Below are 24,222 nucleotides of genomic sequence, written 5' to 3' on the forward strand. Positions count from 1 at the left end.
AAATATGCAACAGTTACAGAGCGTTATCGAATCTGCCTTTGAACGCCGCGCCGACATTACGCCGACCAGCGTGGACAGCGCCACCCGTGAAGCGATCAACCAGGTGATTGGCCTGCTGGACAGCGGTGAACTGCGCGTGTCAGAAAAGATCAACGGCGAATGGGTAACGCATCAGTGGCTGAAGAAAGCGGTACTGCTGTCGTTCCGTATCAACGACAACCAGGTGATCGACGGAGCAGAGACCCGCTTCTACGACAAAGTGCCGATGAAATTTGCCGGCTGGGATGAAGCGCGCTTTAAAAGCGCCGGCTTCCGCGTCGTGCCACCGGCGGCGGTGCGTCAGGGTGCATTCATCGCGCGCAACACCGTGCTGATGCCGTCCTATGTCAACATCGGTGCGTATGTCGATGAAGGCACCATGGTAGATACCTGGGCCACCGTCGGCTCCTGTGCGCAGATTGGTAAAAACGTGCACCTGTCCGGCGGCGTCGGCATCGGCGGCGTACTGGAACCACTGCAGGCCAATCCAACCATCATCGAAGATAACTGCTTTATCGGTGCCCGTTCCGAGATCGTTGAAGGCGTGATCGTCGAAGAAGGCTCGGTGATCTCCATGGGCGTTTACATCGGCCAGAGCACCAAAATTTATGACCGTGAGACCGGTGAAGTGCACTACGGTCGCGTACCGGCAGGTTCGGTGGTGGTTTCCGGTAACCTGCCGTCTAAAGATGGCAGCTACAGCCTGTACTGTGCGGTGATCGTGAAGAAAGTTGACGCGAAAACGCTGGCAAAAACCGGCATCAACGAACTCCTGCGTACCATCGATTAAGTTTTTCTTCCCGCTTATTTTCAAACCCACGGGCCTGTATTCAGGCCCGTCATTTTTTCTTTACACTCCTGCCGCTATTACCTGTTTCGCGCCGCGAATTAACAGGTGCGTTTGTTTTTCAAACAGGTCATAATCCGCGCCAGTTAACTCCGGTCGCGCACTGTTCATCCCGGTTTTTGTGTCTACAGTTGATTAAGTATGCCGTAAGCGTTCGGTTCGTTGCGCTTATTACGCAGCCGAATGATGATGATAATCCTGCGCGCTCACTCACTCTCAGATGGAATATAAACGCTATGTACGACAACCTGAAAAGCTTAGGTATCAGCAATCCTGAAGACATTGACCGCTACAGCCTGCGTCAGGAAGCCAACAACGACATCCTGAAAATCTACTTCCGCAAAGACAAGGGCGAGTTCTTCGCCAAAAGCGTGAAGTTCAAATACCCGCGTCAGCGCAAAACCGTGGTGGCCGATCACACCACCCAGGGTTATAAAGAGATTCAGGAAATCAGCCCTAACCTGCGCTACGTGATCGACGAACTGGATCAGATCTGCCAGCGCGATCAGGTAGAGGTGGATCTGAAGCGCAAAATCCTCGCCGATCTGCGCCATCTGGAGAACGTGGTGTCGAACAAAATCGCGGAAATCGAATCCGATCTCGATCAGCTGACCCGCAACGGTCGCTAATTCCCGCCGCTTCTCAGGCCAGCCACTGCTGGCCTTTTTTATGCCTGCTCATCAAGCTGCAGCGCCACATACAGCAGCAGCCGATCGTCAAAGTTCGCCAGATTAAGGCCGGTCAGTTCCGAGATGCGGTTCAGGCGGTACTCCAGCGTGTTGCGATGAATAAACAGCGCGCGCGCCGTGGCGCTCGGCTGCACGTTATGGCTGAACCACGCAACCAGCGTGCGCCGCAGCAAACCGTTATTGTCCATACTCTTCAGCTTTGCCAGCGGACGTGCCAGCTCGCTGGCCTGCCAGCCGCCGCGCAGGCTATCCAGCAGTACCGGCAGCACCAGATCCTGATAGAAATAGCTGCGCTGCTGCGGCATGCGCTGTTTGCCCACCATCATGGTGGTGCGGGCGGTGCGGTAAGAGCGCGCAATGCTGCCGGTCCCGGTAAAGAAATTGCCGAGCGCGATGCGCATCCGCACCTGACCGCTCTCTTTCATACGCTGCAGCAGTTGATCGACGCGGCGGCGATGATCGTCCTGATCGTAACGGCCATGGGCATTCAGCGCTGGCTTCAGCACCACCATTTCGGTGAGCGAAACAATGGCGATCAGGTTATCGCGATCGGGCGTGGTCAGCAGCGTCTGTAATTGCTGCAGCTCTGACATTGCGCTGTCGACCCCCAGCTGTCCGCTGTCCACTTCCACCACCGCCACCACACGCGGCTGATTGAGATCGATGCCCAGTCGCTGCGCCCATTCGTTCAGCGCTGGCGACAGCGTATCGCTGCGGATCAGGTTCAGCACCAGCTCCTCACGCAGGCGGCTGTCCTGCGCCAGCATATGCAGCAGGCGCGCCTGTTCCAGCATCATCTCTGCCGTCATGCACACCAGCTCGCCGTAGTGGCGTAACGTGCTGGGCTGGCCGGTGAGGCCAATCACGCCGACGATGTCGCCATCAATGCGCAGCGGCAAATTGATGCCCGGCCGCACGCCGTGCAGGTGTTTAGCTACCGCTTCGTCAATATCGACCACCCTGCCCTGTGACAGCACCAGCAGCGCGCCCTCGTGCAATTCGCCAATACGCTCGCGATCGCCACTGCCAATAATGCGGCCGCGCGCATCCATCACGTTGACATTACTGTCGATAATTTTCATGGTGCGGGCAACGATATCCTGAGCCAGTCGCGCATCAAGATGATAGGTGGCCATCAAACACTCCTGAATTCGGGACGAACCGACAGAATACGCATCCCGATTGCCCCTGGCATTGTGCAACTGCACATAGCCGCAGGGCGATTACCGGAATTGCGGCAGCGGTCACACTGGGAAGGCACAGATGACTGAGGGCGCAGCAGCATACAGGCAATAAAAAAGGCGAGCCGAAGCTCGCCTGAGAGATCAATAAAAGGATTACTGCATCAGCAGATAGAGGCTGCTGTCGCCGCGCTTGACGTTGAGCGCCAGCACCGACGGTTTGGTGTCGAGGATTTTACGCAGCTCGCCAAGGTTGCTTACCGCCTGCTGGTTCACACCGAGGATCACATCGCCTTTCTTCAGGCCGATACGTGCCGCAGCGCTGCCGGCTTTCACGCTGTCCACGCGCACGCCCTTCTGGCCGTTGCTGTCGACGTTGCTGAGATCGGCGCCTTCAATGCCGGTGTAAATCGTCGCGGACTGCACTTTATCCTGTGAGCTCTGCTGCAGCTCAACCGTCACGTTCAGCGGTTTGCCGTCGCGCAGCAGGCCCAGCTGCAGTTTGGTGCCGACCGGCAGCGAGCCGACTTCCGCACGCAGCGCCGCAAAGCTGGTCAGCGCTTTACCGTTCATAGAGACCACCACATCGCCCGCTTTCACGCCGGCTTTCGCCGCCGCGGAGTTTGGCAGCACCTGGCTGACAAAGGCGCCGCGCTGCGCATCCACTTTCATCGCTTTAGCCAGCTCGGAGTTGAGCTCGGTGCCCATAATGCCCAGCTCGCCGCGTTTCACCTGGCCATACTCCACCATCTGCGCGGTCAGGTTTTTCACCATGGAACTCGGGATGGCAAAGCCGATACCGATGTTGCCGCCGTCCGGTGCGAGGATCGCGGTGTTAATACCGATCAGCTCGCCGTTCAGGTTAACCAGCGCACCGCCGGAGTTGCCGCGGTTGATGGCGGCATCGGTCTGGATAAAGTTTTCGTAATTTTCGACGTTAAGGCCGCTGCGCCCCAGCGCCGAGACGATGCCGGACGTGACCGTTTCGCCCAGGCCGTACGGGTTACCGATGGCCACGGTGTAATCACCGACGCGCAGATTGTCGGAGTCTGCAATCTTAATTGCCGTCAGGTTTTTCGCATCCTGCAGCTGGATCAGCGCGATGTCAGACTGCGGATCTTTGCCGATGACCTTAGCATCGTAGCGACGGCCATCGCTCAGCTGTACCTGAATTTTGGTGGCGTTATCCACCACGTGGTTGTTGGTAACCACATAGCCTTTGTCGGCGTTGATGATTACCCCAGAACCGAGCGCGCGGAACTGCTGCTTCTGCGCGTTGGCGCCATCGTCGCTACCGTCACCGCCGCCGCCCTGGCACATAGGTGAACCCTGGAACGGCGATCCGTCCTGACAGAAGGGGGAATTATCGCCAAAGAATTGCTGGAACTGCTGCGGCATGCGCGGGGTTTTCACCGTGGTGCTGCCTTCCACGCTGATACTGACCACGGAAGGCATCACTTTTTCCAGCATGGGTGCCAGGCTGGGCAGTTGCTGACTGGAGGAAGACGCTGTCTCCGCCGCGAAAACACTGACAGGGCTTAACGCCATGCCCAGATTAAGCGCCAGCGCACTTAACATTAATGTGCTTTTTTTCATTCGTCTGTGTCTCTCTGAAATTAACGTGCAGACCATTGCTGTGGTCGTGATGATGAGATTAAGTTTTTAGCGCGAAGTTCCTGATAAAGTATTGGGTAAAGGTAAAAATTTATTCTTCGTCTTTACAAAACTGCGCTTATTCCACCGCCATCAACCGACGATACTCATCCCAGGCGTAATTGTCCGTCATCCCGCTGATATAGTCCTGAATCAGTCGCGAGCGGTAATAACGTTCCCATAACAATCGCTGATATTTATGCTGCACCACCAGGTTACGCATCTGTTGCTGATAAGCTTTGCGATGTTTACCGGAAAGTTTATGAAACAGTCGGGTTTCGATCGGATGTTTCGCGAGAAAATCCTCATTCATTAACGTGGTAAACTGTTCATAATCGAGCTGCATTAGCGACTGATAAATTTCCAGTAATCCTTTAATGACCCGATAACCCTGTAATTCCAGCTGCTCAACTTCAGGGTGATTAAACACCTGCTGGCGCGCCACGGTTTTAAATAATTTTAACAGGCGCCCTTCATCACCGTCATCTTCCAGCAGCGCATGGTTAAAGCTGCCGGCAAAAATGGCAGGTAAATTATCAACAAAGCGGCGCACCGCATGGCTGACCAGCACACTCTGAACGTTGACCCGCAGCGACATGAAAAATTGATCGCTAATACTGCGACGCTTTTTCTGATTAGCCTCTTTCCACGCTTCATTAATGGTGCGGCTGAACGCGTCGCCGGGTTTCACCGGGCCCCAGGCGTTGAGCAAAGAATGATAGAGCGTATCGACGGTGAAGATGTCTTTTTCTACGGCGTCATCAAGGTCGGCAATACAATAGGAGATATCGTCAGCCGCTTCCATTATCCAGGTCAGCGGATAACGGTGGTGCTCAGGTATATCCGTTGCCGCGCGAAGATCGGCCACATATTCACGTTCGGATAAATAGAAACCCGGCTTTTTCATTAACACGCTGAACTCCGCCGGCTTATCGCCCTGCCACCACGCCGGCGCGGTGTATTTTAAAATACACGCTACCTGCGCATAGCTAAGATTTAGCTGCAGCAGGGTATGCACCAGCCGAATGGCCTGCGCATTCCCCTCGAAATGGCACAAATCCTGACGAATCATTGCATTTAACCGGTCGAAATCGGCACGCTGCGCGTCATCCGCCACGCCCGCCACCAGCGGATCCACCAGTTCGGCCGGCAGATTGTCATCAAACCAGTCATTGATCGCCGCTTCACCAAAATGGCCAAACGGCGGGTTGCCGACGTCGTGCAGCAGGCAGGCCATCTCCACCAGGCTCTCGACCGCGCCCTCAAAGCCATCGAGGCCGTAAGCCGCCAGCCCGCCGCCCTGAGTTTTCAGCGTATGCAGAATCTCTTTGGTGATGTAACGCCCGGTTTGCTGCACCTCAAGCGAATGGGTCAGGCGCGAGCGCACGGCCGCATTCCGCTCCAGCGGAAACACCTGGGTTTTTTGTTGCAGACGGCGAATCGCGGCAGAATTAATAATGCGTCCACGATCGCTTTCAAAGTGGCGGGTAATAAAGTATTCGCCTTCGGGATCTTTGCGGCTGGTATAAGGGCGGGTGAAACTGATCTTCTTCCTGAAATTGATCGTCGCCATTGTTACCCCTTATTTTTTCCTGAATTGATCCCCATTGAGCCATGTTAGACTATGCCTCACTTTAGCCTTATACATCCATAACTACAGCGAGATTCTTTATGAAAGCAGGCATTATTGGCGCGATGGAGCAGGAAGTCACACTGCTGCGTGACAAAATTGAAAACCGTCAGACGCTGACGCTGGCCGGCTGCGAAATTTACACCGGTACGCTCAACGGCGTTGAGGTGGCTCTGCTGAAATCGGGCATCGGCAAAACCGCGGCGGCGCTGGGTACCACGCTGCTGCTGGAGCTGTGCAAACCGGATCTGGTGATCAACACCGGTTCCGCGGGCGGTCTGGCGCCAACCCTGCAGGTGGGCGATATCGTGGTGTCCGATGAAGTGCGTTATCACGATGCCGATGTCACCGCTTTTGGCTATGAGCCTGGTCAGATGGCGGGCTGCCCGGCGGCGTTTGTCGCGGACAGTGCGCTGATTGACGCCGCAGAGCGGGTGATCAAACAGCTGGATCTCAACGCGGTGCGCGGTCTGGTGGTCAGCGGAGACGCCTTCATTAATGGCGCCGCGCCGCTGGAGCGTATCCGCAGCACCTTCCCGCAGGCGATTGCGGTAGAGATGGAAGCCACGGCGATTGGTCACGTTTGCCATCAATTTAAGGTGCCGTTCGTGGTGGTACGCGCTATTTCTGACGTGGCCGATAAAGCGTCGCATCTGAGTTTCGAAGAGTTCCTCAGCGTGGCGGCTAAACAGTCGTCGCTGATGGTGGAAAACCTGCTGGCTCAGCTGGCGCGTGGCTAAATATCTGCTGCTCGGGCTGTGGCTGCTGTGCCACAGTCTGCTGGCCGCACCGCGCGTCATTACCCTGTCGCCGCATCTCACTGAACTGGCGTTTGCCGCCGGCATCACGCCGGTGGCGGTGAGCGCCTGGTCAGACTATCCCGCCGCTGCTCGCCAGCTGGAGCAGGTGGCGAACTGGCAGGGCATTCGCGTTGAACGCATTGCGCAGCTCAGACCGGATGTGGTACTGGCCTGGCGCGGCGGCAATCCACTGCGCCAGGTTGAGCAGCTGCAGCGTCTGGGCATCCATGTGGAATGGATCGATCCGCAATCACTCGACCAGATGATTGACGCGCTGGCGGCGCTGCAGCGCTGGAGCCCACAGCCCCAGCGGGCCACCGCGGCCGCGCAGGCGTTACACCAGCAGTTGCAGACGCTGCGTCAGCGCTATCAGCAGCAAACGCCGGTGCCGCTGTTTCTGCAGTTTGGCCAGCAGCCGCTATTTACCGCCGCACGCAGCACGCTGCAGAATGAGGTCATCACCCTGTGCGGCGGTCGCAATATCTTTGCTGACAGCAGCGTGAGCTGGCCTCAGGTGAGCCGGGAGCAGGTGCTGACGCGGCACCCGCAGGCGATTGTCACTGGCGGTGATGCCAGCCGTGCCGCCAGCGTCGCGCGCTTCTGGCAGCCGCAGCTTAACGTGCCGGTGATTGCGCTTAACGATGACTGGCTGAGCCGGCCGGGTCCGCGCCTGCTGCTGGCGGCAAAACAATTGTGCGAAGCTTTACATCCGACGAAAAATAAAGCATTACCAGACTAAAGATTCGACGATTCATGTCGAAAATCAAATAACAAGGCACAGCGGCCACGTATGCTCTGTGCCCTTTTAGCGCGTAGCGCACTTTTGACATCACCAGGATTTCACCATGACCAGAGCGCTGCTGCTGGCCATAGGGCTGATCGTGGCTGCACCGATCGGTGCGGCAACCACCACGGGCTCTATCGCCGTCTCGCTAACGATTTTCTCCCGCTGCGATATCTCACGCCCGAGTGAGCAGACGCTGCCGTCTGTTGACTGCGGCCGGCATTTCAGCGCGCAGCCGCGCGTGACACAAAGCGTATTGAACCGCGATGCGATGCGCCGTGAAACGGCACGCCTGGTGACCATTGAGTGGTGAGTTCTGGCTGCCAGAACGGCAGCCAGCCCAGCATCAGATGCTGAAAGAGGAGCCGCAGCCGCAGGTGGTTTTGGCGTTGGGATTGGTCACGATAAAGCGGGAACCTTCCAGACCTTCGGTGTAGTCAACCGATCCACCCACCAGATACTGCAGGCTCATCGGGTCAACCACCAGCGCCACACCCTGCTTCTCGATGGTCATGTCGCCGTCATTCATTTGATCGTCAAAAGTAAAACCATACTGGAAGCCACTGCAGCCCCCGCCGGTGATATATACGCGCAGTTTCAGCGCCGGATTCTCTTCATCCGCAATCAGGTTTTTTACTTTTTTCGCTGCTGCATCGGTGAACTGCAGAGGCAGCGCGGCTACGTCGTCACTCATCTTTTACTCCGGGTAAACGTCCAGGTCAGAAAACGACCTCAATTTCGCTATTATCTGCCAGCCGTCCAGTGCAATCAAGTAGCGCCCTTGACACTGTGTGCCGCCAGTTATGGCATAAAGTATAGCAATGTCGCAGGCGCAAGCGGCCGCGCGCCTTTCTTCACCGGCCGCTCTTCCGTAGAATGGCGCCAGATTTTTTCCAGAACAGCAGGAGCCGAACCATGAGTAAGTCAGAAAACCTGTATGCCGAAGCACAACGCCTGATCCCGGGCGGCGTGAACTCCCCGGTGCGTGCCTTTACCGGCGTGGGCGGCGTGCCGCTGTTCATCGAACGCGCCGACGGTGCCTATCTGTATGATGCCGATGGCAAAGCCTATATCGATTACGTCGGCTCCTGGGGACCGATGGTGCTGGGCCACAATAACGCCACCATTCGCAATGCGGTGATCGAAGCCGCCGCGCGCGGCCTGAGTTTTGGCGCGCCGACCGAGATGGAAGTGAAAATGGCCGAGCTGGTATGTGAGCTGGTGCCAAGCATGGATATGGTGCGGATGGTTAACTCCGGCACCGAAGCCACCATGAGCGCCATCCGCCTGGCGCGCGGTTTCACCCAGCGTGACAAAATCATCAAATTTGAGGGCTGCTACCACGGCCACGCTGACTGCCTGCTGGTGAAAGCCGGTTCCGGTGCGCTGACCCTCGGCCAGCCCAACTCGCCGGGCGTGCCGGCAGATTTCGCCCGTCACACCCTGACCTGCACCTATAACGATCTCGACTCGGTGCGCGCGGCGTTTGAGCAGTATCCGCAAGAGATCGCCTGTATTATCGTCGAACCGGTGGCAGGCAACATGAACTGCATCCCGCCGCAGCCGGAATTCCTGCCGGGCCTGCGTGCGCTGTGCGATGAGTTTGGCGCGCTGCTGATTATCGATGAAGTGATGACCGGCTTCCGCGTGGCGCTGGGCGGTGCCCAGGCTTATTACGACGTTACGCCAGACCTGACCTGTCTCGGCAAGATCATCGGCGGCGGTATGCCGGTTGGTGCCTTTGGCGGCCGCCGCGAAGTGATGGCCGCGCTGGCCCCCACCGGCCCGGTGTATCAGGCGGGCACGCTGTCCGGCAACCCGATTGCCATGGCCGCCGGTTTTGCCTGCCTGTCGCAGATTGCGCAGCCTGGCACCCATGCGACCCTAACCGCACTCACCGACCAGTTGTGTGCTGGCCTGCTGGCGGCGGCGGAGGCGGAAAATATCCCGCTGGTGGTGAACCACGTCGGTGGCATGTTCGGTATTTTCTTCACCGACGCCGACAGCGTGACCTGCTACGCCGACGTGACAAAGTGCGATGTGGAGCGCTTTAAGCGTTTCTTCCATCTGATGCTGCAGGAAGGTGTTTACCTCGCGCCATCGGCCTATGAGGCCGGCTTTATGTCACTGGCGCACAGCCAGGAAGATATTCAGCGCACCGTCGATGCCGCCCGCCGCTGCTTCGCGCAGCTGTAAACCTGCCGGGGCGCCATTGATAGCGCCCCGCTTCACTAAGCGCGCCTTAGCAGCCAGATAAAATACGGCGCGCCGAAGAAGGTCGCCATCAGACCCGCCGGGATTTGATCCGGGAAGGCCAGCATGCGACCGCACCAGTCGGCGAACACCAGCAGGCCACCCCCGAGCAGGCCAGCCATCAGCAATTGCGGCAGCGCGCGACGGAAGCCGAGCATGCGCACAATATGCGGCGCCATCAGGCCAATAAAACTCAGCGGACCAATAGTGAGCGTCGCGGTGGCGGTCAGCGCAGCCGCCAGCAACAGCAGGCTGAAGCGCGATCGGTTCAGCGCCATGCCGGCTGAGCGCGCCGTGGCACTGCCGAGCGGCAGCAGCGTCAGCCAGCGGCTGGCCAGCGGTGCCAGCGCCACCAGTATCATGCCCACGACAGCACTCTGCAGCGCCTGCGTCATTGAGATGTTGTACGTCGAACCGGAAATCCAGCTCAGCAGCCCGGCCATGCGCGGATCGCCGCTCGCCAGCAACACCATCAGTAACGTGACAAACGCACTGTTCAGCGCCATTCCGGCCAGCAACATGCGTTCCGGTGCAAAACCGCCGCGGCTGGCCACCAGCATAATCACCAGCAGCGTCAGCGCGGCGCCCAGCACGCCGGCCGGCAGCAGCCAGGCGACCGCGTTGCCGGGCACAAAGAACAGCATAACCACTACCCCGCAGGCCGCCCCGGAGCTGATGCCCAGCACTTCCGGACTGGCCATCGGATTACCGGTCAGACGCTGAATCAGCACCCCGGCGACGCCCAGCATCGTGCCGACCACCAGCGCCGCCAGCACGCGCGGGACGCGCCACGGCAGCAGCTGTTGCAGCATATCGCCGCTGACCCACGTCCAGCCGTGTGCGTCGCGCCCAAACGCAATGCCCGCCAGACTGCACAGCGCCAAAATCATCACGCCCGCCAGACACCAGCGCAGCACGGCCTGCCGCTCCTGCGGCACAGTGTCGCTGGCATTCATCGCCGGCGGCAGCGAGCCCGTGCGCAGACGCGGCAGCAGCCACAGCAGAATCGGCACGCCAATCAGCGCGGTAGCCGTCCCGGTTGACACTTCACGCCAGTGCGCGGTCAGCCACAGCACGCACTGATCGGCCAGCCACAGCAGAAGTGCGCCAATCAGCGGCGCCAGCAGCAAGCGGCTCAGCAGACGACGCGCCCCCAGCATCTTCGCCAGCAGCGGCGCGAACAGCCCGATAAAGCCGATGATACCGGCGACGTTAACCAGCTGCGCACTGAGCAGGATCGCCAGCGCCAGCGCGGCAATGCGCGCCGCCGACAGCGCCAGACCGAGGTTTTTTGCCACGCCATCATCCAGCCCCATCAACGTCAGCGGACGCAACAGCGCCAGCGCCAGTGCGAACGCCAGCAGCAGGCGCGGCCACAGCAGCGCCACGTTGTGGCCGTCGAGCTGGTTCAGCGCGCCGGTGCTCCACAGAAACATGTTTTGCAGCTGATCGTGATTGAAGATGGCAAAGATTTGATTAACCGCGCCGGCATACAGGCTCAGTACCAGACCGGCGAGGATCAGCGTCACCGGCGACAGACGCTTGCCCCAGGCGATGCCAAACACCAGCACGCCGACCAGCACCGCCCCGCCCATCGCGGCAAACTGCTGCGTCAGCTCCCCGCCCGGCAGCTGCCACAGAGTGGCGACGGTCAGGCCAAGCTGCGCGCCGGAAGAGACGCCCAGCGTGGTCGGCTCCGCCAGCGGATTGCGCAGCACCTGCTGAAACAGCAGGCCCGCGAGGCCAAGTCCGGCCCCGACCAGCAGCGCCAGCGCCAGCCGCGACAGCAGGCTGTAGTGGAACACCACCTGACGGATGTTATCGATATCCGGCGCGAACATCGCCTGCTGCCACTGCGCCAGCGGCAGCGCCTGGCGCAGGTTGATAAACGTGAGCGCCAGCGCCAGTAAACTGAGCACGCTGAGCAGCGCGACGGGAAACAGACGGTTGCGCATCAGTGCGACTCCAGCGCGCGTTCCAGCACGCGAATAAATTTGATGGCTGAGTAAGTGGCGCCGTAATACCACACCGCCGGCACCCGCCGGAAACGGCCGGAACGGACAAACGGCAGCGCCTGCCACAGTGCGCTTTGCGTCACCTGCTGCATATCGCGTTCGTTATCGTGATCGAAGCAGATCACCTCAACGTCACCGACCTCCGCCAGCCGCTCCAGCCCGACCACCGCACTGCCCCAGAAGTTGGTTTCGCCCTGCCAGGCATTGCGCAGGCCAAGCTGCTCCATCACTTCGAGGAACAGGCTGCCTTTACCGAAGGTAATGGCGTGACGCTGATCCATCAGCGACATCAGCAGCAGCGGACGCTGCGCCCACGGACGTAACCGCTCACGCGCGACCGCCACTTCACCATCCACCCAGTGCAAATGGGCCTGAGCCTGCGCTTCAAGGCCAAGCCGGGCACCCAGCGCATGCAGCGATGTGCGCGAGGTGGTGAACGGTTTGCCATCGCCGCTGTTGAGGTCAAAGCCCATCGTCGGCGCAATGCGCTCCAGCTTGTCGACCGCCGGGCCGTAACCGTTGGAGTGCAGGATCAGCGACGGTGCCAGCTGGGTCATCAGTTCCAGATTGGGTTCGGTGCGTAAGCCGAGATCGAGGGTGCCGGCCGGCAACACCGGGTCACCCACCCAGATGGCGTAGTTGTGCAGATCGGCCACGCCGAGCGGGGCGACGCCGAGCGCCATCAGCAACTCCACCGGCAGCCACTCCAGCGCCAGGATGCGCTGGCTGTCCGGCGGCGCGGCGCGCAGCGGTGCAAGGTTCATCAGCGGTGAGAGCGCCAGCGCGGTCAGCAGACGGCGACGGGAAATGTCGAACATCACAAGGCCTCAGTAGACAAAACTGACGGGCGCGCCGCCCTGCGGATGCGGCAGAATGCCCATCGGAATGCCATAAATATCACCCAGCACCCCGGCCTGCATAATCGCTTCCGGTCCGCCTTCGGCGATCACTTCGCCCGCGCGCAGCGCCACCAGCTGGTCACAGTAGCGAGCCGCCATGTTGAGATCGTGCAATACCGCTATCACCGTCAGGCCGCGTTCGTGGCTGAGGCGCTGAATCAGCGCCAGCACATCAACCTGATGGGCGATATCCAGCGCCGACGTGGGTTCATCCAGCAGCAGGCAGCGGCTGTTCTGCGCCACCAGCATCGCCAGCCACGCGCGCTGACGTTCGCCGCCGGACAGGCTGTCCACCAGCCGCCCGGCGAAGGGTTTCAGTCCAACCAGCGCAATCGCCTCGTCCACCCGATCGCGATCTTCCTGGCCGTAGCGCCCCAGCGCGCCGTGCCACGGATAGCGCCCAATCGCCACCAGCTCGCGCACCGTCATGCCCTCCGCCGCGGGCAGCTGCTGCGGCAGATAGGCCACCTGACGTGCAAAGGCTTTACTGCTCCAGGTATCAACCGCCTCACCGTTGAGCATCACGCGCCCTTCGCTGGCGGCATGGTGACGGCCGAGCATCTTCAGCAGCGTGGATTTACCGGAACCGTTATGCCCGATCAGCGCGGTGACTTTGCCCGGGGCGAAAGTCAGCGACAGCGGATGCAGCAGCGTGCGGCCGGGCACACGGAAGCTGACGTTTTCCAGTGAAAAGATGGTTTCTGCGTGGTGCGGATGCTGCATGATAATCCCTGGTTAACGGGCGCCACAGCGCCCTGTGTTCAGTATCAGAAGCGGAAGGTGGCGGTACCGACGATCTGGCGCTCTGCGCCCCAGTAGCAGGCGTAGTCGCGGTAGCAGCTGGCAACGTATTCGCGATCGAACAGGTTGTTGATGTTGACGCCGACGGTTGAGCCCGGCAAGCCGAAGCGGCCCAGATCATATTTCAGTGCGGCATCTACAGTGGTGTAGGCGGCGACGTCAAAGTTCTGGTTGGATTTCGCTCCGTTCTGGATTGACTCTTCATACAATCCTTTGCTTTCACCGGTATAGCGAACACCAGCACCGATGGTAAATCCAGACAGCGCCGTTTCATGGAAGGTATAATCTGTCCAAAGCGATGCCATATGCTTCGGCACCTGAACCGGTGTTCTGCCTTTTAAAGTCGTATCATGCGTATATTCTGCATCTGTGTACGCATATGCAGCTGTCACATTAACATTCGCGTTGACCGCCGCTTTCGCTTCGAATTCAATACCACGCGATCGAATTTCACCGCTCTGCACGCTAAATGACGAATTAGACGGATCGACAGTTAAATTCTTATCCTTGGTGATTTGATAAACCGAAGCAGTAATGACAATTGGCCGATCTTTAGGTACGTATTTTACGCCAGCTTCATACTGCTTAGCGCGGGAAGGATCGAAAGCCTTACCGGTTGAGGTCGTTCCGGACGTTGGAATAAAGGACTCGCTGTAACTGAAATAAGGTGCAATACCATTATCAAACACATAGTTCAGACCACCACGCCAGGTAAATGCCTGATCGTGATTCTTATCCTCGACATCACCGTTACGATTTAACGCTGATGTCATTGCGTAGTCATAGCGGCCTCCCAGCGTCAGGACCCACCTATTCCACTCCATTTGATCCTGCGTGTATAAGCCAGTCTGTTCCTGTTTATTCAGATATTGATATAAGTAAGGTGCACCAACCAGACTATCGTTACCGTACTGTGGATTGACTATGCTTATTGGCGTTGCGCCCGTAAATATTGCATCAATATCATTTCGGGTACGCTGGTAATCAACACCTACTAAAACAGTATGTTCAACAGCGCCAGTGGCAAATTTTGCCTGCGCCTGAGTATCAACAGCAAACTGGTTAAGTTTCTCTTTCGAACCAGCATACATCCTATTGATTTCCAGCGTTGCTGGATTAAAAGTTCGGCCATAAATACTGCGATAATCGGTCTGCATTTCGGCATAGCGCAGATTCTGGCGCACCGTCCAGGTATCGTTAAAGCTGTGCTCAAAGTTGTAGCCAACCATTTTGGTGTTGCGCGAGATCTTATTGCTGTCTTCGCCTTCATCAAAATTGGTGGGCAGCTTATAGCTGCTGCCGTCCGGCCGGGTGATGCCCACCACGGTGCCTTCACGCGGCAGCCAGCCGTAATAGCCGGTTTCCGGTTCGTTCTGGAAGTAGGTCAGCAGGTCAAAGCGGGTATTGGCATCGGGACGCCAGCTGAACGAAGGCGCAAGGGTATAGCGCTTCTCTTTGTTCATCTCCTGTTGCGCATCGGCGCTGCGCGCCAGGCCGGTCAGGCGATAGCTGTAAACGCCGTCATCATCCAGTGAGCCGCCAAAATCGAAGCCGGTGGAGAACAGGTTGTCGGTGCCCATCTGGAACTGGACTTCACGCAGCGTCTCCTGGGTCGGCCGCTTGCTCACCAGTGACACCACACCGCCCGGGTTGCTCTTACCGTACAGCACCGAAACCGGACCGCGCAGCAGCTCCGCGCGCTCAAGGAAGTAAGGATCGATAGCGAATTCGGAGTAGTTGTCACCCTGCAGCTTCAGGCCATCCAGATACTGGTTGGTGTTGGTTTCGCTGAAGCCGCGAATCGACAGCGCGTCAATTACGTCCGAGCTGCCGCGGTTACCGGTCAGCACGCCTGGCGTGTAATTGAACGCACCTTTGACGCTGGTCACCGCATGCATTGACATCTCTTCCTGCGTCACCACCGACACCGACTGCGGATTCTTCTCGATTGGCGTATCGGTTTTGGTGCCGGTCGCGCTGTGTTTGGCGGCGATGGTCGGCGACGGTCCCCATGCGCTCTCCTGCGCGACGCCGCTGCCGCCATCAGCCGTCACCACCACGGTATCTTCGGCCAGCGCCTGCATGCTGAGTGTGCCCAGAGTCAGGGAAATCAATAACGCGAGCGGTCGACGGGTGGTCACCGCGCGCAGAGAACAAGGAAAAGTGTTTCGCGCATTCATAGTGGGATCTCATGAAAATAGAACAATGCAGGCGAATGGAAACGAGAATGATTATTAGACGCACGGATTTTAGGCGAAACCTGGCAAGCACCGCAAGATGTAATGCCTGCTGGCGGTGAGTTTGCCAGCGGATCGCACATATCCATGATCGCGGCTAAAAAAATGGCGGGCAAAGAAAAAGGCGCCGCAGCGCCAGAGGGAGTTAAATTCAGCTTTTATGCAAGACTCAGGCTGGAGCGCCGCCATGTATCTGGCACCGCCACGTGGTGGTAAAACGCCGGCACTGTACAGGCTCTGAAGGTATAAAGCCGGTGCAGTGCCGGATGGCTTATTTACTGCCAAACATATCTTTAATCCAGCCCGCGACGCCGTCAGAGTCCTTCTGCTCGCCCTGCGGCTGTTGCTGTTGCTGCTGTTGCTGTTCTTGCTGCTGCTGCTGCTGAATCTGCTGCTGTTGCTGCTGGCACAGCGCGTTCGGATCCAGCGCCCACACCGGCAGCGAACGCCAGGTGCTGCTGCCGCTGCCGCAGACAAAGTTACCGGCCGAATCGATATTCATCTGAGTGATATCTTCCGGTGGCGTCAGGACCAGTGGCATCGGCGCCTGGTTGTCGAGGTAGCGACGATAGATCTGCATCGCACCACTGGCACCGTACAGCTTCGAGGTCTGGTTGTTGTCGCGGCCAACCCAGGTGATCGCCACTTCTTTGCCATCAATACCGGCAAACCAGCTGTCGATCAGGTCATTGGTGGTACCGGTTTTCGCCGCCAGATGCGCACCCGGGAAGCGTGCGCCCAGCGCCCGCGCCGTACCGTGATCGGCCACCTGCTGCATGGTATACAGCGTCAGATACGCCGCCTGCGCCGGCTCAACGCGCTGCGCCTGCGGGAAGCTCTGATACAGCACCGTGCCATCTTCCGCGATCACCGAGCGCACCGCCGACAGCGCAGCGCGGTTACCGCCGCTGGCAATTGACTGGAACGCCTGCGCCACTTCAATCGGCGTCAGGTTAAGTGCCCCCAGCAGCATGGCCGGTACCGGATGCAGCTGATCTTTTGGCACGCCCAGTTTGGTCCAGGTATCCACTACCGCGTCGAGTCCCAGCGTCATACCGAGGTTAACGGTTGGCACGTTCATCGAGTTAGTCAGCGCATCCACCAGCATCACTTTACCGCTGAAGCGACGATCGTCGTTCATCGGCTTCCACACCGAACCGTTTGGCTGTTTCAGCGCGATCGGCTCGTCGGCGATCCAGCTGTTCAGGCGGTAGCTGTTTGGCTGGCTGAGGGCGGTCAGATAGGTCGCCGGTTTTGCCAGTGAACCAATCGAGCGACGCGCCTGCAGCGCGCGGTTATAGCCGGCAAACTGTGGATCGGCACCGCCGACCATGGCGCGCACTTCACCACTGAAGCGGTCGACCACCACCATCGCGGTTTCCAGATCTTTCAGCCCGCGCTGTTTCTTCAGCGTGGGAATGCCGTCTTCAACCGCTTTTTCCGCCGCATCCTGCGAAATCGGATCGAGCGTGGTAAAGATCTTCACGCCGGACAGATCTTTGACCTTATCGCCCAGCTTCGCCTGCAGCTCATTACGCACCATCTGCATAAACGCCGGCTGCGGCGTGATCACCCCACCTTTCGGCTGGACACCAAGCGGCCGCGCCGACAGCATGTCGTACAGCTCCTGGTCGATCACCTTCTGCTGTTGCAGCAGACGCAGCACCAGGTTACGACGCTCCAGCGCCAGCTGCGGATTACGCCACGGATTGTACAGCGACGCACCTTTGACCATGCCGACCAGCATCGCCTGCTGATCAAGGCTCAGTTCGTCCACCGGGCGGCCAAAGTAGTACAGGCTGGCCAGCGGGAAGCCGCGGATTTGGTCGTTGCCCGCCTGGCCGAGATACACCTCGTTCAGGTAGAGCTCAAGAATGCGATCTTTGCTGTAGCGCGCATCCATGATCACCGCCATATAGGCTTCACGCGCTTTACGCCACAGCGAGCGTTCGTTGGTGAGGAACAGGTTTTTCACCAGCTGCTGCGTCAGCGTACTGCCGCCCTGCACCGCTTTGCCGGCGGTGATATTGGCGAGGAAGGCGCGACCAATCGAGTACGGGCTGATGCCGTCATGCTCGTAGAAGTGGCGGTCTTCGGTGGCGATCAGCGTATCGACCAGCAGATCCGGGAACCCGGCGCGCGGCACAAACAGACGCTGCTCGCCGTTTGGCGACTGCAACATGGTGATCAGCCGCGGATCGAGGCGGAAGAAGCCAAAGTCGCGTCCGGTATCGAGGTTTTTAATCTCGCTCAGCTCGTTGTTGCTGAAGGTGAGACGCGCGTTAATCTGGCCCTCTTTGCTGTCCGGAAAATCAAACGGACGGCGCAGCAGGTCGATAGTGTTGCCTTTCACGCTGAACTCACCCGGACGGGTAATACGCGACACTTCGCGATACTGCGTGCCTTCCAGCAGCGCAATCATCTCTTTCTTGTCGTAAGCCATGCCCGGTTCGAGGCTGACCATGCGCCCGTATACGGCCGCTGGCAGCTGCCACACTTTACCGTCAATGCGGCTGCGGATTTCCGAATCGAGATAGACGCCCCAGGCGGCCATCACCACGACAAACACCAGGAAGAGTTTAATCAACCAGCCTAACCAGCGGCGTTTGCCACGCGCGGGTCGTTTTCCTTTACCTTTGGGTGGCACCGGCGCACTCTCCTCATCATCTTCGTCAAAATCGTCCTGATCGATATCATCTTCAGGCTCCCTGCGGCGACCCCGGCGCGTAACGTTACGCGGCGGCTTTGGCGCTTTTCCTTTGCGCCCAATAGGTTCGCGATCGTTCCCAGACATGCTTTGTTTTCTCCAGGCATAGCTACGGCATCGCCGCTACTCTAACTGCTTTCTCGTGCCGCGCATGGCAGAACCCTCTGAATTCGATCCACTGCGGGCTACGAGGAATATTTTTTGGTGCGCCTCGTCGGCAAGGCGCTGGCCGGATCGTCCGGCCACGGATGTTTGGGATAGCGCCCTTTCATCTCTTTCTGCACTTCAGGATACGCACCGCGCCAGAACGCCGCGAGGTCACGGGTGATCTGCAGCGGACGGTGCGCCGGCGAAAGCAGCTCCAGCACCAGCGGAACGCGCCCATCGGCAACCGCCGGGTTCTGCGCCTCGCCAAACATCTCCTGCATACGCACCGCCAGCGCGGGGGGCTTTTCCGCGTCGTAGCGAATCGGCAGGCGACTTCCGGTCGGCACAGTGTAATGAGTTGGCAGCACAGTATCCAGCCGCTGCCGCTGTGACCATGTCAGCAAATGTAATAAAGCGCTGACAAGATTAACGCTCTGCAGCCCTTTTAAATCGCGTACTGTGCCCATCTCCGGCAGCAGCCAGTGCTCCAGCGTGGCCAGCAGTGTGTCATCATCCAGCGTCGGCCACGCCTCTTCCGGCAGCCACTGCGCGGCGCACTGCAGGCGCACACGCAGCTGCTCTGCCTCTGGCGTCCAGCCGAGCACCGCCAGCCCTTTTTCGCGGATCCAGCGCAGCATCGCCGGATGCAGGATCTCCGGCTCGGGCCGCGCCTGCGGCTGGGCCCGCAGGATCAGCGCACCAATCGCTTCCCGCTTCCACGCGCGCAGCGTGCCTTTGTCTTCATCCCAGTCCACATCGGTGCGCTGCTCCACCAGTTGCGGGCACTGCTGGCGTAACGCATCCATCTCTACCGGCAGCGCCAGCAGCATGCGTGCATCGGCGCTGCTGGCCCCCTGCAGCAGGCTCGGGGCAATCAGCCACTCATAGCGGCTCAGGCCGTCGTGCTCATCCAGCATCGCGCCGATACCATTGGCGAGCTGATAGCGCGCGCTGTGACCGCGACGCTGCGCCAGCCGGTCAGCAAATCCGGCGGCCAGCAGCGCCGGGAAGCGATCGGCGTCAACGCGCCCCTGACCTGCATTCAGGCGCTGCTGCCAGTGGCGCGCGCGCCGCAGCCACTGCGGCTGTGGCTGGTTGAGCGCATCACGCAGATCGACACTGCCGCTGCGCGGCGGATCCTCCAGAATCGCCACCAGCAGCGCCGCGCTGGCGATGGCGTGCACATCGTCGCCGGCGGCGCACAGCATCGCCGTGAGACGCGGATCGCTGCCGAGCTGCGCCATTTTACGGCCGCGCGCGCTGAGCCGCCCTTCGCTATCCAGCGCGCCGAGCCGCTGCAGCTGTTGACGTGCCGCCTGCAGGCTGCGCGCCGGTGGACTATCCAGCCATTGCAGCTGAGCCGCGTCCTGACAGCCCCACTGCAGTAAATCCAGCTGCAGCGAGGCCAGATCGCTGGTGAGTATCTCCGGCTCACTCTGCGCCGCCGCACGCAGCGCCTGCTCCTGCGGCAGCAGATGCAGGCAGATCCCCGGCGCCAGGCGACCGGCGCGGCCAGCGCGCTGCGTCATCGATGCCTGGCTGATGCGCTGGGTCAGCAAACGCGTCACGCCGCTGCGCACGTCAAACTGCGCCGCGCGCTCCAGCGCGCTGTCCACCACCAGGCGGATGCCTTCAATCGTCAGGCTGGTTTCAGCGATGTTAGTGGCGAGCACCACTTTACGCCGGCCCGGCGCGGCCGGCAGGATGGCCCGCCGCTGCGCCTCCAGCGACAGCGCACCATATAAAGGAGATAAATCCACCTCATCACTGACGCGCGACGCCAGTTCACGCTTCACCCGTTCAATCTCCGCCACGCCGGGCAGAAACAGCAGCAGCGAACCGGGCTCGTCACGCAGCAGCTGTGCTACCTCGCGCGCCACCGCCTCTTCAAACCGCTGCTGCGGATTGAGCGAAGCGTAACGTTGCATCACCGGAAAGCTGCGCCCCTGTGACGCAATAAACGGCGCGTCGGGCAGTAGCGTGCGTAGCTGCTGATTATCCAGCGTTGCCGACATCAGCAGAATTTTCAGGTCGTCGCGCAATCCCTGCTGCACATCAAGCAGCAGCGCCAGCGCCAGATCAGCCTGCAGGCTGCGCTCATGGAATTCGTCGAGGATCACCAGCGATACGCCCTCCAGCAGCGAATCGCGCTGCAGCATGCGCGTCAGAATGCCTTCGGTGACCACCAGCAGACGCGTCGCTGCGCTGCTGCAGTTTTCCCCGCGCAGCCGATAGCCTACCGTCCCGCCCGGCTGTTCACCCAGCTGTTCCGCCAGCCGCTGTGCCACGTTGCGTGCCGCCAGCCGGCGCGGCTCCAGCATGATGATTTGCCCTGACAGCTGCGCCTGTTGCAGCAGCTGTAGCGGCAGCCAGGTGGATTTCCCGGCGCCGGTCGGGGCCGCCAGCAGCACCTGTGGCGACTGCGCCAGCGCGGCCAGCAATGCAGGCAGTACCTCGCTTACCGGTAACTCACTCACACTCAACTCCCACTCTGCCTGTGCTAAGATGGCGCGCATTGTACACCACCCGGCGCCAATTACCGGAGTTCAGCATGGCCACGCAACGACTGTTTTTTGCCCTCGAATTGCCTGATGCCCTCCAGCAACAGCTGGTGCAATGGCGGGCCGATTGCTTCGCCGCAGACGCGGGTAAACCGGTGGCGGCGGCGAATCTGCACCTGACGCTGGCGTTTCTTGGTGAGGTCAGCACGGAAACAGCGGGCCAGCTGCAGCAGCTGGCGGCACGCATCCGCCAGCCGGGCTTTACGCTGGATCTCGATGACGCCGGTCACTGGCCGCGTCCCGGCGTAGTGTGGCTTGGCTGCCAGCGCGCGCCGCGCGGTTTACTGCAGCTGGCCAACCTGCTGCGCGCCCAGGCCGCGCGCCATGGCTGTGCGCAGAGTATGCAGCCGTTTCATCCCCACATCACTCTGCTGCGCCACGCTGCGCAGACCGTGGCGCTGCCGCCGCGCGGTTTTCACTGGCGCGTTGAGGTGAGTCATTTCGCGCTGTTTGCGTCCAGCTTCACGCAGGGACGCACGCGCTATCGCCGGCTGGCGCGCTGGCCACTGTTATCTGCCGCAGGAGCATAAATGCAGTTCGATCCGCCGTTACAATCAGCCCGCTTAATCACCCGCTATAAACGTTTTTTAGCCGATGTCATTACGCCGGAAGGTGACACCTTTACCCTGCACTGCGCCAATACCGGCGCGATGACCGGCTGCGCCACGCCAGGCGACACGGTGTGGTACTCCACCTCGGCCAGCGCGACGCGCAAATATCCGCACAGCTGGGAAATAACGCAAACCGCGCAGGGCCACTGGATTTGCGTCAACACCCTGCGCGCTAACCAACTGGTGCGCGAGGCGCTGCTGCGCGACGCAATTCCGGAATTATCCGCTTATAGCCACTGCCAGGCTGAGGTGAAATACGGCACGGAAAAAAGCCGAATTGACTTCCTGTTGCAAGCGGAGGGCAAAGCCAACTGCTATATTGAAGTCAAGTCCGTCACCCTTTTACAAAATGGTAAAGGCTATTTTCCGGATGCGGTGACGGCTCGTGGACAGAAACATCTGCGCGAATTAAGCACTATCGCGGCAGAAGGCCACCGGGCCGTTTTGTTGTTTGCTGTTCTGCACACGGGGATTGAGGACGTTTCCCCGGCGCACCATATCGATGCGCAATACGCAGAACTACTGGTACAGGCGCAGCGCTGCGGTGTGGAAGTGTTGGCGTATCAGGCTCAGATTTCACCGGCAGAAATGTTACTTACCCGGCCGTTAACGGTAACGATTAACGCACAGTTGTAATATTTAACGTTATTTGCTGTGATAAGAATGTTCTGAGCGGTGCGCTAAATACGCTGTTCCTCACAGGCTTGTCAAGGTGCGTTCATGAATAATTGCCAACCTTGATTGCTTCTGCTATTTATAGCGGCCTGTTTTTTTCCCTGATGGGAATCGATATGCCCCGCATGCGTCGGGTTGCAGGCAAAGGCTTTCGCAATCTGAAACAGAACGGGTAGTGCGTGTTATCCAGGAGAAACAACATGCAAGAAGGGCAAAACCGTAAAACATCGTCCCTGAGTATCCTCGCCATCGCTGGGGTGGAGCCGTATCAGGAGAAACCGGGCGAAGAGTATATGAATGACGCCCAGCTGAGCCATTTCCGCAAGATTCTGGAAGCCTGGCGCAACCAACTCAGGGATGAAGTAGACCGTACTGTGTCGCATATGCAGGACGAAGCTGCCAACTTCCCGGATCCGGTTGACCGTGCCGCCCAGGAAGAGGAGTTCAGCCTGGAGCTGCGTAACCGCGATCGTGAGCGCAAACTCATTAAAAAGATTGAGAAAACGCTCAAGAAAGTGGAAGACGACGACTTTGGCTACTGCGAATCCTGTGGAGTCGAAATTGGTATCCGCCGTCTCGAAGCGCGTCCGACCGCCGATCTCTGCATTGACTGCAAAACGCTGGCAGAAATCCGCGAGAAGCAGATGGCAGGCTAATGGCCGTTAACAGACTGTCGCCGCACAGCCGGGAAAACCACTGTTTTCCCGCCGTGCGGTGTACCACAGCATGATGTCCGCCACGCTTCCCTGCATCGGGCGTTTCGCCCCCTCTCCTTCCGGTGATCTTCATTTCGGTTCGCTGATAGCTGCATTAGGCAGCTACCTGAGCGCGCGCGCGCAGCAGGGCCGCTGGCTGGTGCGCATTGAAGATATCGATCCGCCGCGTGAAGTCGCCGGTGCCGCAACGCGCATCCTGCGTCAGCTGACGCATTATGGGCTGCACTGGGACGGCGACGTGCTGTGGCAGTCGCAGCGCCACGAGGCCTATCGCGCGGCGCTGAGCTGGCTGCGCGAACATCGTCAAAGCTACTTCTGTACCTGCCCGCGCAGCCGCATCCAGCAGCTGGGCGGCTTTTACGACGGTCACTGCCGCGATTTACATCTGCCGCCGGAGGGCGCCGCGCTGCGGCTGCGTCAGCATGCGCCTGTATACGGTTTTGACGATCGCCTGCGCGGCCACCTGCAGGCGGAGCCGCGTCTGGCGCAGGAAGACTTTATTATTCACCGTCGTGACGGCCTGTTCGCCTATAACCTTGCGGTGGTGGTCGATGACCATTTTCAGGGCGTGACGGAGATTGTGCGCGGTGCGGATTTGATTGAGCCAACGGTGCGCCAGATTGCGCTGTATCAGCAGTTTGGCTGGCCGGTGCCGGCTTATCTGCATCTGCCGCTGGCAATTAACCCGGACGGTAATAAATTGTCGAAGCAGAACCACGCGCCAGCCTTACCGGACGGCGATCCGCGACCGGTGCTGGTGCAGGCGCTAAGCTTCCTGGGGCAGTCGGTTTTACCAGGCTGGCAGGACCATGGGCTGGAGGCGCTGCTGGACCATGCCGTTACATACTGGGATAGCGCATCGATTCCGCGGCATGATGCGCAACAACCGGATGAGGCGACAACGCCATTCCTAAATGGTTCGCAACAGGCTATGATTAGCCGCTGATTTTATTCACACCCATTTTCTCACTGTCGAG

Annotated in this window: 20 protein-coding genes; 10 read left to right on the top strand and 10 right to left on the bottom strand. The window is 59.5% G+C overall.

Annotation, left to right across the window (positions count from 1 at the left end; genetic code table 11):
* Nucleotides 1-4 precede the first annotated feature (4 nt).
* Both dapD and K7H94_RS14950 read left to right on the top strand, forming a co-directional pair.
* Nucleotides 5-829 (top strand): 2,3,4,5-tetrahydropyridine-2,6-dicarboxylate N-succinyltransferase, encoded by an 825-nt coding sequence (dapD, locus tag K7H94_RS14945; protein WP_021507493.1) that lies wholly within the window; start codon nucleotides 5-7, stop codon nucleotides 827-829.
* A gap of 293 nt (nucleotides 830-1,122) precedes the next feature.
* A complete protein-coding gene (locus K7H94_RS14950) occupies nucleotides 1,123-1,515 on the top strand; it encodes a DUF3461 family protein (RefSeq protein ID WP_010616197.1) in 393 nt (130 codons plus the stop codon).
* A gap of 38 nt (nucleotides 1,516-1,553) precedes the next feature.
* Here K7H94_RS14950 and K7H94_RS14955 read toward each other — a convergent pair whose 3' ends face one another.
* From K7H94_RS14955 to dgt, 3 genes are all read right to left on the bottom strand, one after another.
* On the bottom strand, nucleotides 1,554-2,711 hold the full coding sequence (locus K7H94_RS14955; RefSeq protein ID WP_222951262.1) for a CdaR family transcriptional regulator: 1,158 nt from the start codon (nucleotides 2,709-2,711) through the stop codon (nucleotides 1,554-1,556).
* 201 nt (nucleotides 2,712-2,912) lie between these two features.
* Entirely contained in the window at nucleotides 2,913-4,352 is a 1,440-nt protein-coding gene (degP, locus tag K7H94_RS14960; protein WP_222951263.1) for a serine endoprotease DegP, read from the bottom strand.
* Between the two features lie 136 nt (nucleotides 4,353-4,488).
* The gene (dgt, locus tag K7H94_RS14965; protein ID WP_058770587.1) at nucleotides 4,489-5,982 is read right to left on the bottom strand and encodes a dGTPase; all 1,494 of its coding nucleotides are present in this window, start codon (nucleotides 5,980-5,982) and stop codon (nucleotides 4,489-4,491) included.
* Nucleotides 5,983-6,080: 98 nt separating this feature from the next.
* Between dgt and mtnN the strand changes: the two genes are divergently transcribed.
* The 3 genes from mtnN to K7H94_RS14980 all read left to right on the top strand — a co-directional run bounded on the left by mtnN (nucleotide 6,081) and on the right by K7H94_RS14980 (nucleotide 7,936).
* Complete coding sequence (mtnN, locus tag K7H94_RS14970) at nucleotides 6,081-6,779, top strand: 5'-methylthioadenosine/S-adenosylhomocysteine nucleosidase (protein ID WP_215800359.1); 699 nt, start codon at nucleotides 6,081-6,083, stop codon at nucleotides 6,777-6,779.
* Nucleotides 6,772-7,578, top strand: a complete 807-nt coding sequence (gene btuF, locus K7H94_RS14975) for a vitamin B12 ABC transporter substrate-binding protein BtuF (RefSeq protein ID WP_222951264.1) — start codon at nucleotides 6,772-6,774, stop codon at nucleotides 7,576-7,578. The genes mtnN and btuF overlap by 8 nt, the downstream gene beginning before the upstream one ends.
* A 106-nt stretch (nucleotides 7,579-7,684) precedes the next feature.
* Nucleotides 7,685-7,936: a hypothetical protein gene (locus tag K7H94_RS14980; RefSeq protein WP_058780468.1), complete on the top strand. Its 252-nt coding sequence runs from the start codon at nucleotides 7,685-7,687 to the stop codon at nucleotides 7,934-7,936.
* 33 nt (nucleotides 7,937-7,969) lie between these two features.
* Here K7H94_RS14980 and erpA read toward each other — a convergent pair whose 3' ends face one another.
* Nucleotides 7,970-8,317 (bottom strand): iron-sulfur cluster insertion protein ErpA, encoded by a 348-nt coding sequence (erpA, locus tag K7H94_RS14985; protein ID WP_021507501.1) that lies wholly within the window; start codon nucleotides 8,315-8,317, stop codon nucleotides 7,970-7,972.
* Nucleotides 8,318-8,538: 221 nt separating this feature from the next.
* On the opposite strand from erpA, the gene hemL reads away from it, so the two are divergent.
* Nucleotides 8,539-9,819 (top strand): glutamate-1-semialdehyde 2,1-aminomutase, encoded by a 1,281-nt coding sequence (hemL, locus tag K7H94_RS14990; protein ID WP_021507502.1) that lies wholly within the window; start codon nucleotides 8,539-8,541, stop codon nucleotides 9,817-9,819.
* 35 nt (nucleotides 9,820-9,854) lie between these two features.
* Here hemL and fhuB read toward each other — a convergent pair whose 3' ends face one another.
* The 6 genes from fhuB to hrpB form a co-directional block, all read right to left on the bottom strand.
* Nucleotides 9,855-11,831 (bottom strand): Fe(3+)-hydroxamate ABC transporter permease FhuB, encoded by a 1,977-nt coding sequence (gene fhuB / locus K7H94_RS14995; protein ID WP_104094027.1) that lies wholly within the window; start codon nucleotides 11,829-11,831, stop codon nucleotides 9,855-9,857.
* A complete protein-coding gene (fhuD, locus tag K7H94_RS15000) occupies nucleotides 11,831-12,709 on the bottom strand; it encodes a Fe(3+)-hydroxamate ABC transporter substrate-binding protein FhuD (RefSeq protein WP_222951265.1) in 879 nt (292 codons plus the stop codon). Before fhuD ends, fhuB begins: the two co-directional genes overlap by 1 nt.
* Nucleotides 12,710-12,718: 9 nt before the next feature.
* The gene (gene fhuC, locus K7H94_RS15005; RefSeq protein ID WP_222951266.1) at nucleotides 12,719-13,513 is read right to left on the bottom strand and encodes a Fe3+-hydroxamate ABC transporter ATP-binding protein FhuC; all 795 of its coding nucleotides are present in this window, start codon (nucleotides 13,511-13,513) and stop codon (nucleotides 12,719-12,721) included.
* 44 nt (nucleotides 13,514-13,557) lie between these two features.
* Nucleotides 13,558-15,771 (bottom strand): ferrichrome porin FhuA, encoded by a 2,214-nt coding sequence (gene fhuA / locus K7H94_RS15010; protein ID WP_222951267.1) that lies wholly within the window; start codon nucleotides 15,769-15,771, stop codon nucleotides 13,558-13,560.
* A gap of 328 nt (nucleotides 15,772-16,099) precedes the next feature.
* On the bottom strand, nucleotides 16,100-18,622 hold the full coding sequence (gene mrcB, locus K7H94_RS15015) for a bifunctional glycosyl transferase/transpeptidase (protein ID WP_150360714.1): 2,523 nt from the start codon (nucleotides 18,620-18,622) through the stop codon (nucleotides 16,100-16,102).
* A gap of 98 nt (nucleotides 18,623-18,720) precedes the next feature.
* Nucleotides 18,721-21,198: an ATP-dependent helicase HrpB gene (hrpB, locus tag K7H94_RS15020; RefSeq protein WP_222951268.1), complete on the bottom strand. Its 2,478-nt coding sequence runs from the start codon at nucleotides 21,196-21,198 to the stop codon at nucleotides 18,721-18,723.
* Between the two features lie 35 nt (nucleotides 21,199-21,233).
* Between hrpB and thpR the strand changes: the two genes are divergently transcribed.
* From thpR to gluQRS, 4 genes are all read left to right on the top strand, one after another.
* Entirely contained in the window at nucleotides 21,234-21,773 is a 540-nt protein-coding gene (gene thpR, locus K7H94_RS15025) for an RNA 2',3'-cyclic phosphodiesterase (protein ID WP_222951269.1), read from the top strand.
* The gene (gene sfsA, locus K7H94_RS15030; protein ID WP_021507511.1) at nucleotides 21,774-22,490 is read left to right on the top strand and encodes a DNA/RNA nuclease SfsA; all 717 of its coding nucleotides are present in this window, start codon (nucleotides 21,774-21,776) and stop codon (nucleotides 22,488-22,490) included.
* 239 nt (nucleotides 22,491-22,729) lie between these two features.
* Complete coding sequence (dksA, locus tag K7H94_RS15035) at nucleotides 22,730-23,185, top strand: RNA polymerase-binding protein DksA (RefSeq protein WP_021507512.1); 456 nt, start codon at nucleotides 22,730-22,732, stop codon at nucleotides 23,183-23,185.
* Between the two features lie 70 nt (nucleotides 23,186-23,255).
* Nucleotides 23,256-24,191 carry a tRNA glutamyl-Q(34) synthetase GluQRS gene (gene gluQRS, locus K7H94_RS15040; protein WP_370515549.1) on the top strand — a complete coding sequence of 312 codons (936 nt, stop codon included), beginning with the start codon at nucleotides 23,256-23,258 and terminating at the stop codon, nucleotides 24,189-24,191.
* The last annotated feature ends 31 nt before the right edge of the window (nucleotides 24,192-24,222 follow it).

This window comes from Pantoea dispersa, from assembly GCF_019890955.1.
GTDB lineage: Bacteria > Pseudomonadota > Gammaproteobacteria > Enterobacterales > Enterobacteriaceae > Pantoea > Pantoea dispersa.

Coding starts and splice junctions, on each gene's coding strand:
- dksA (WP_021507512.1), top strand. CDS start 22,730: ATGCAAGAAGGGCAAAACCGTAAAACATCGTCCCTGAGTATCCTCGCC.
- hemL (WP_021507502.1), top strand. CDS start 8,539: ATGAGTAAGTCAGAAAACCTGTATGCCGAAGCACAACGCCTGATCCCG.
- K7H94_RS14955 (WP_222951262.1), bottom strand. CDS start 2,711: ATGGCCACCTATCATCTTGATGCGCGACTGGCTCAGGATATCGTTGCC.
- degP (WP_222951263.1), bottom strand. CDS start 4,352: ATGAAAAAAAGCACATTAATGTTAAGTGCGCTGGCGCTTAATCTGGGC.
- fhuB (WP_104094027.1), bottom strand. CDS start 11,831: ATGCGCAACCGTCTGTTTCCCGTCGCGCTGCTCAGCGTGCTCAGTTTA.
- mrcB (WP_150360714.1), bottom strand. CDS start 18,622: ATGTCTGGGAACGATCGCGAACCTATTGGGCGCAAAGGAAAAGCGCCA.
- dapD (WP_021507493.1), top strand. CDS start 5: ATGCAACAGTTACAGAGCGTTATCGAATCTGCCTTTGAACGCCGCGCC.
- hrpB (WP_222951268.1), bottom strand. CDS start 21,198: ATGCGCGCCATCTTAGCACAGGCAGAGTGGGAGTTGAGTGTGAGTGAG.
- K7H94_RS14980 (WP_058780468.1), top strand. CDS start 7,685: ATGACCAGAGCGCTGCTGCTGGCCATAGGGCTGATCGTGGCTGCACCG.
- dgt (WP_058770587.1), bottom strand. CDS start 5,982: ATGGCGACGATCAATTTCAGGAAGAAGATCAGTTTCACCCGCCCTTAT.
- fhuC (WP_222951266.1), bottom strand. CDS start 13,513: ATGCAGCATCCGCACCACGCAGAAACCATCTTTTCACTGGAAAACGTC.
- gluQRS (WP_370515549.1), top strand. CDS start 23,256: ATGATGTCCGCCACGCTTCCCTGCATCGGGCGTTTCGCCCCCTCTCCT.
- thpR (WP_222951269.1), top strand. CDS start 21,234: ATGGCCACGCAACGACTGTTTTTTGCCCTCGAATTGCCTGATGCCCTC.
- K7H94_RS14950 (WP_010616197.1), top strand. CDS start 1,123: ATGTACGACAACCTGAAAAGCTTAGGTATCAGCAATCCTGAAGACATT.
- fhuD (WP_222951265.1), bottom strand. CDS start 12,709: ATGTTCGACATTTCCCGTCGCCGTCTGCTGACCGCGCTGGCGCTCTCA.
- erpA (WP_021507501.1), bottom strand. CDS start 8,317: ATGAGTGACGACGTAGCCGCGCTGCCTCTGCAGTTCACCGATGCAGCA.
- mtnN (WP_215800359.1), top strand. CDS start 6,081: ATGAAAGCAGGCATTATTGGCGCGATGGAGCAGGAAGTCACACTGCTG.
- fhuA (WP_222951267.1), bottom strand. CDS start 15,771: ATGAATGCGCGAAACACTTTTCCTTGTTCTCTGCGCGCGGTGACCACC.
- sfsA (WP_021507511.1), top strand. CDS start 21,774: ATGCAGTTCGATCCGCCGTTACAATCAGCCCGCTTAATCACCCGCTAT.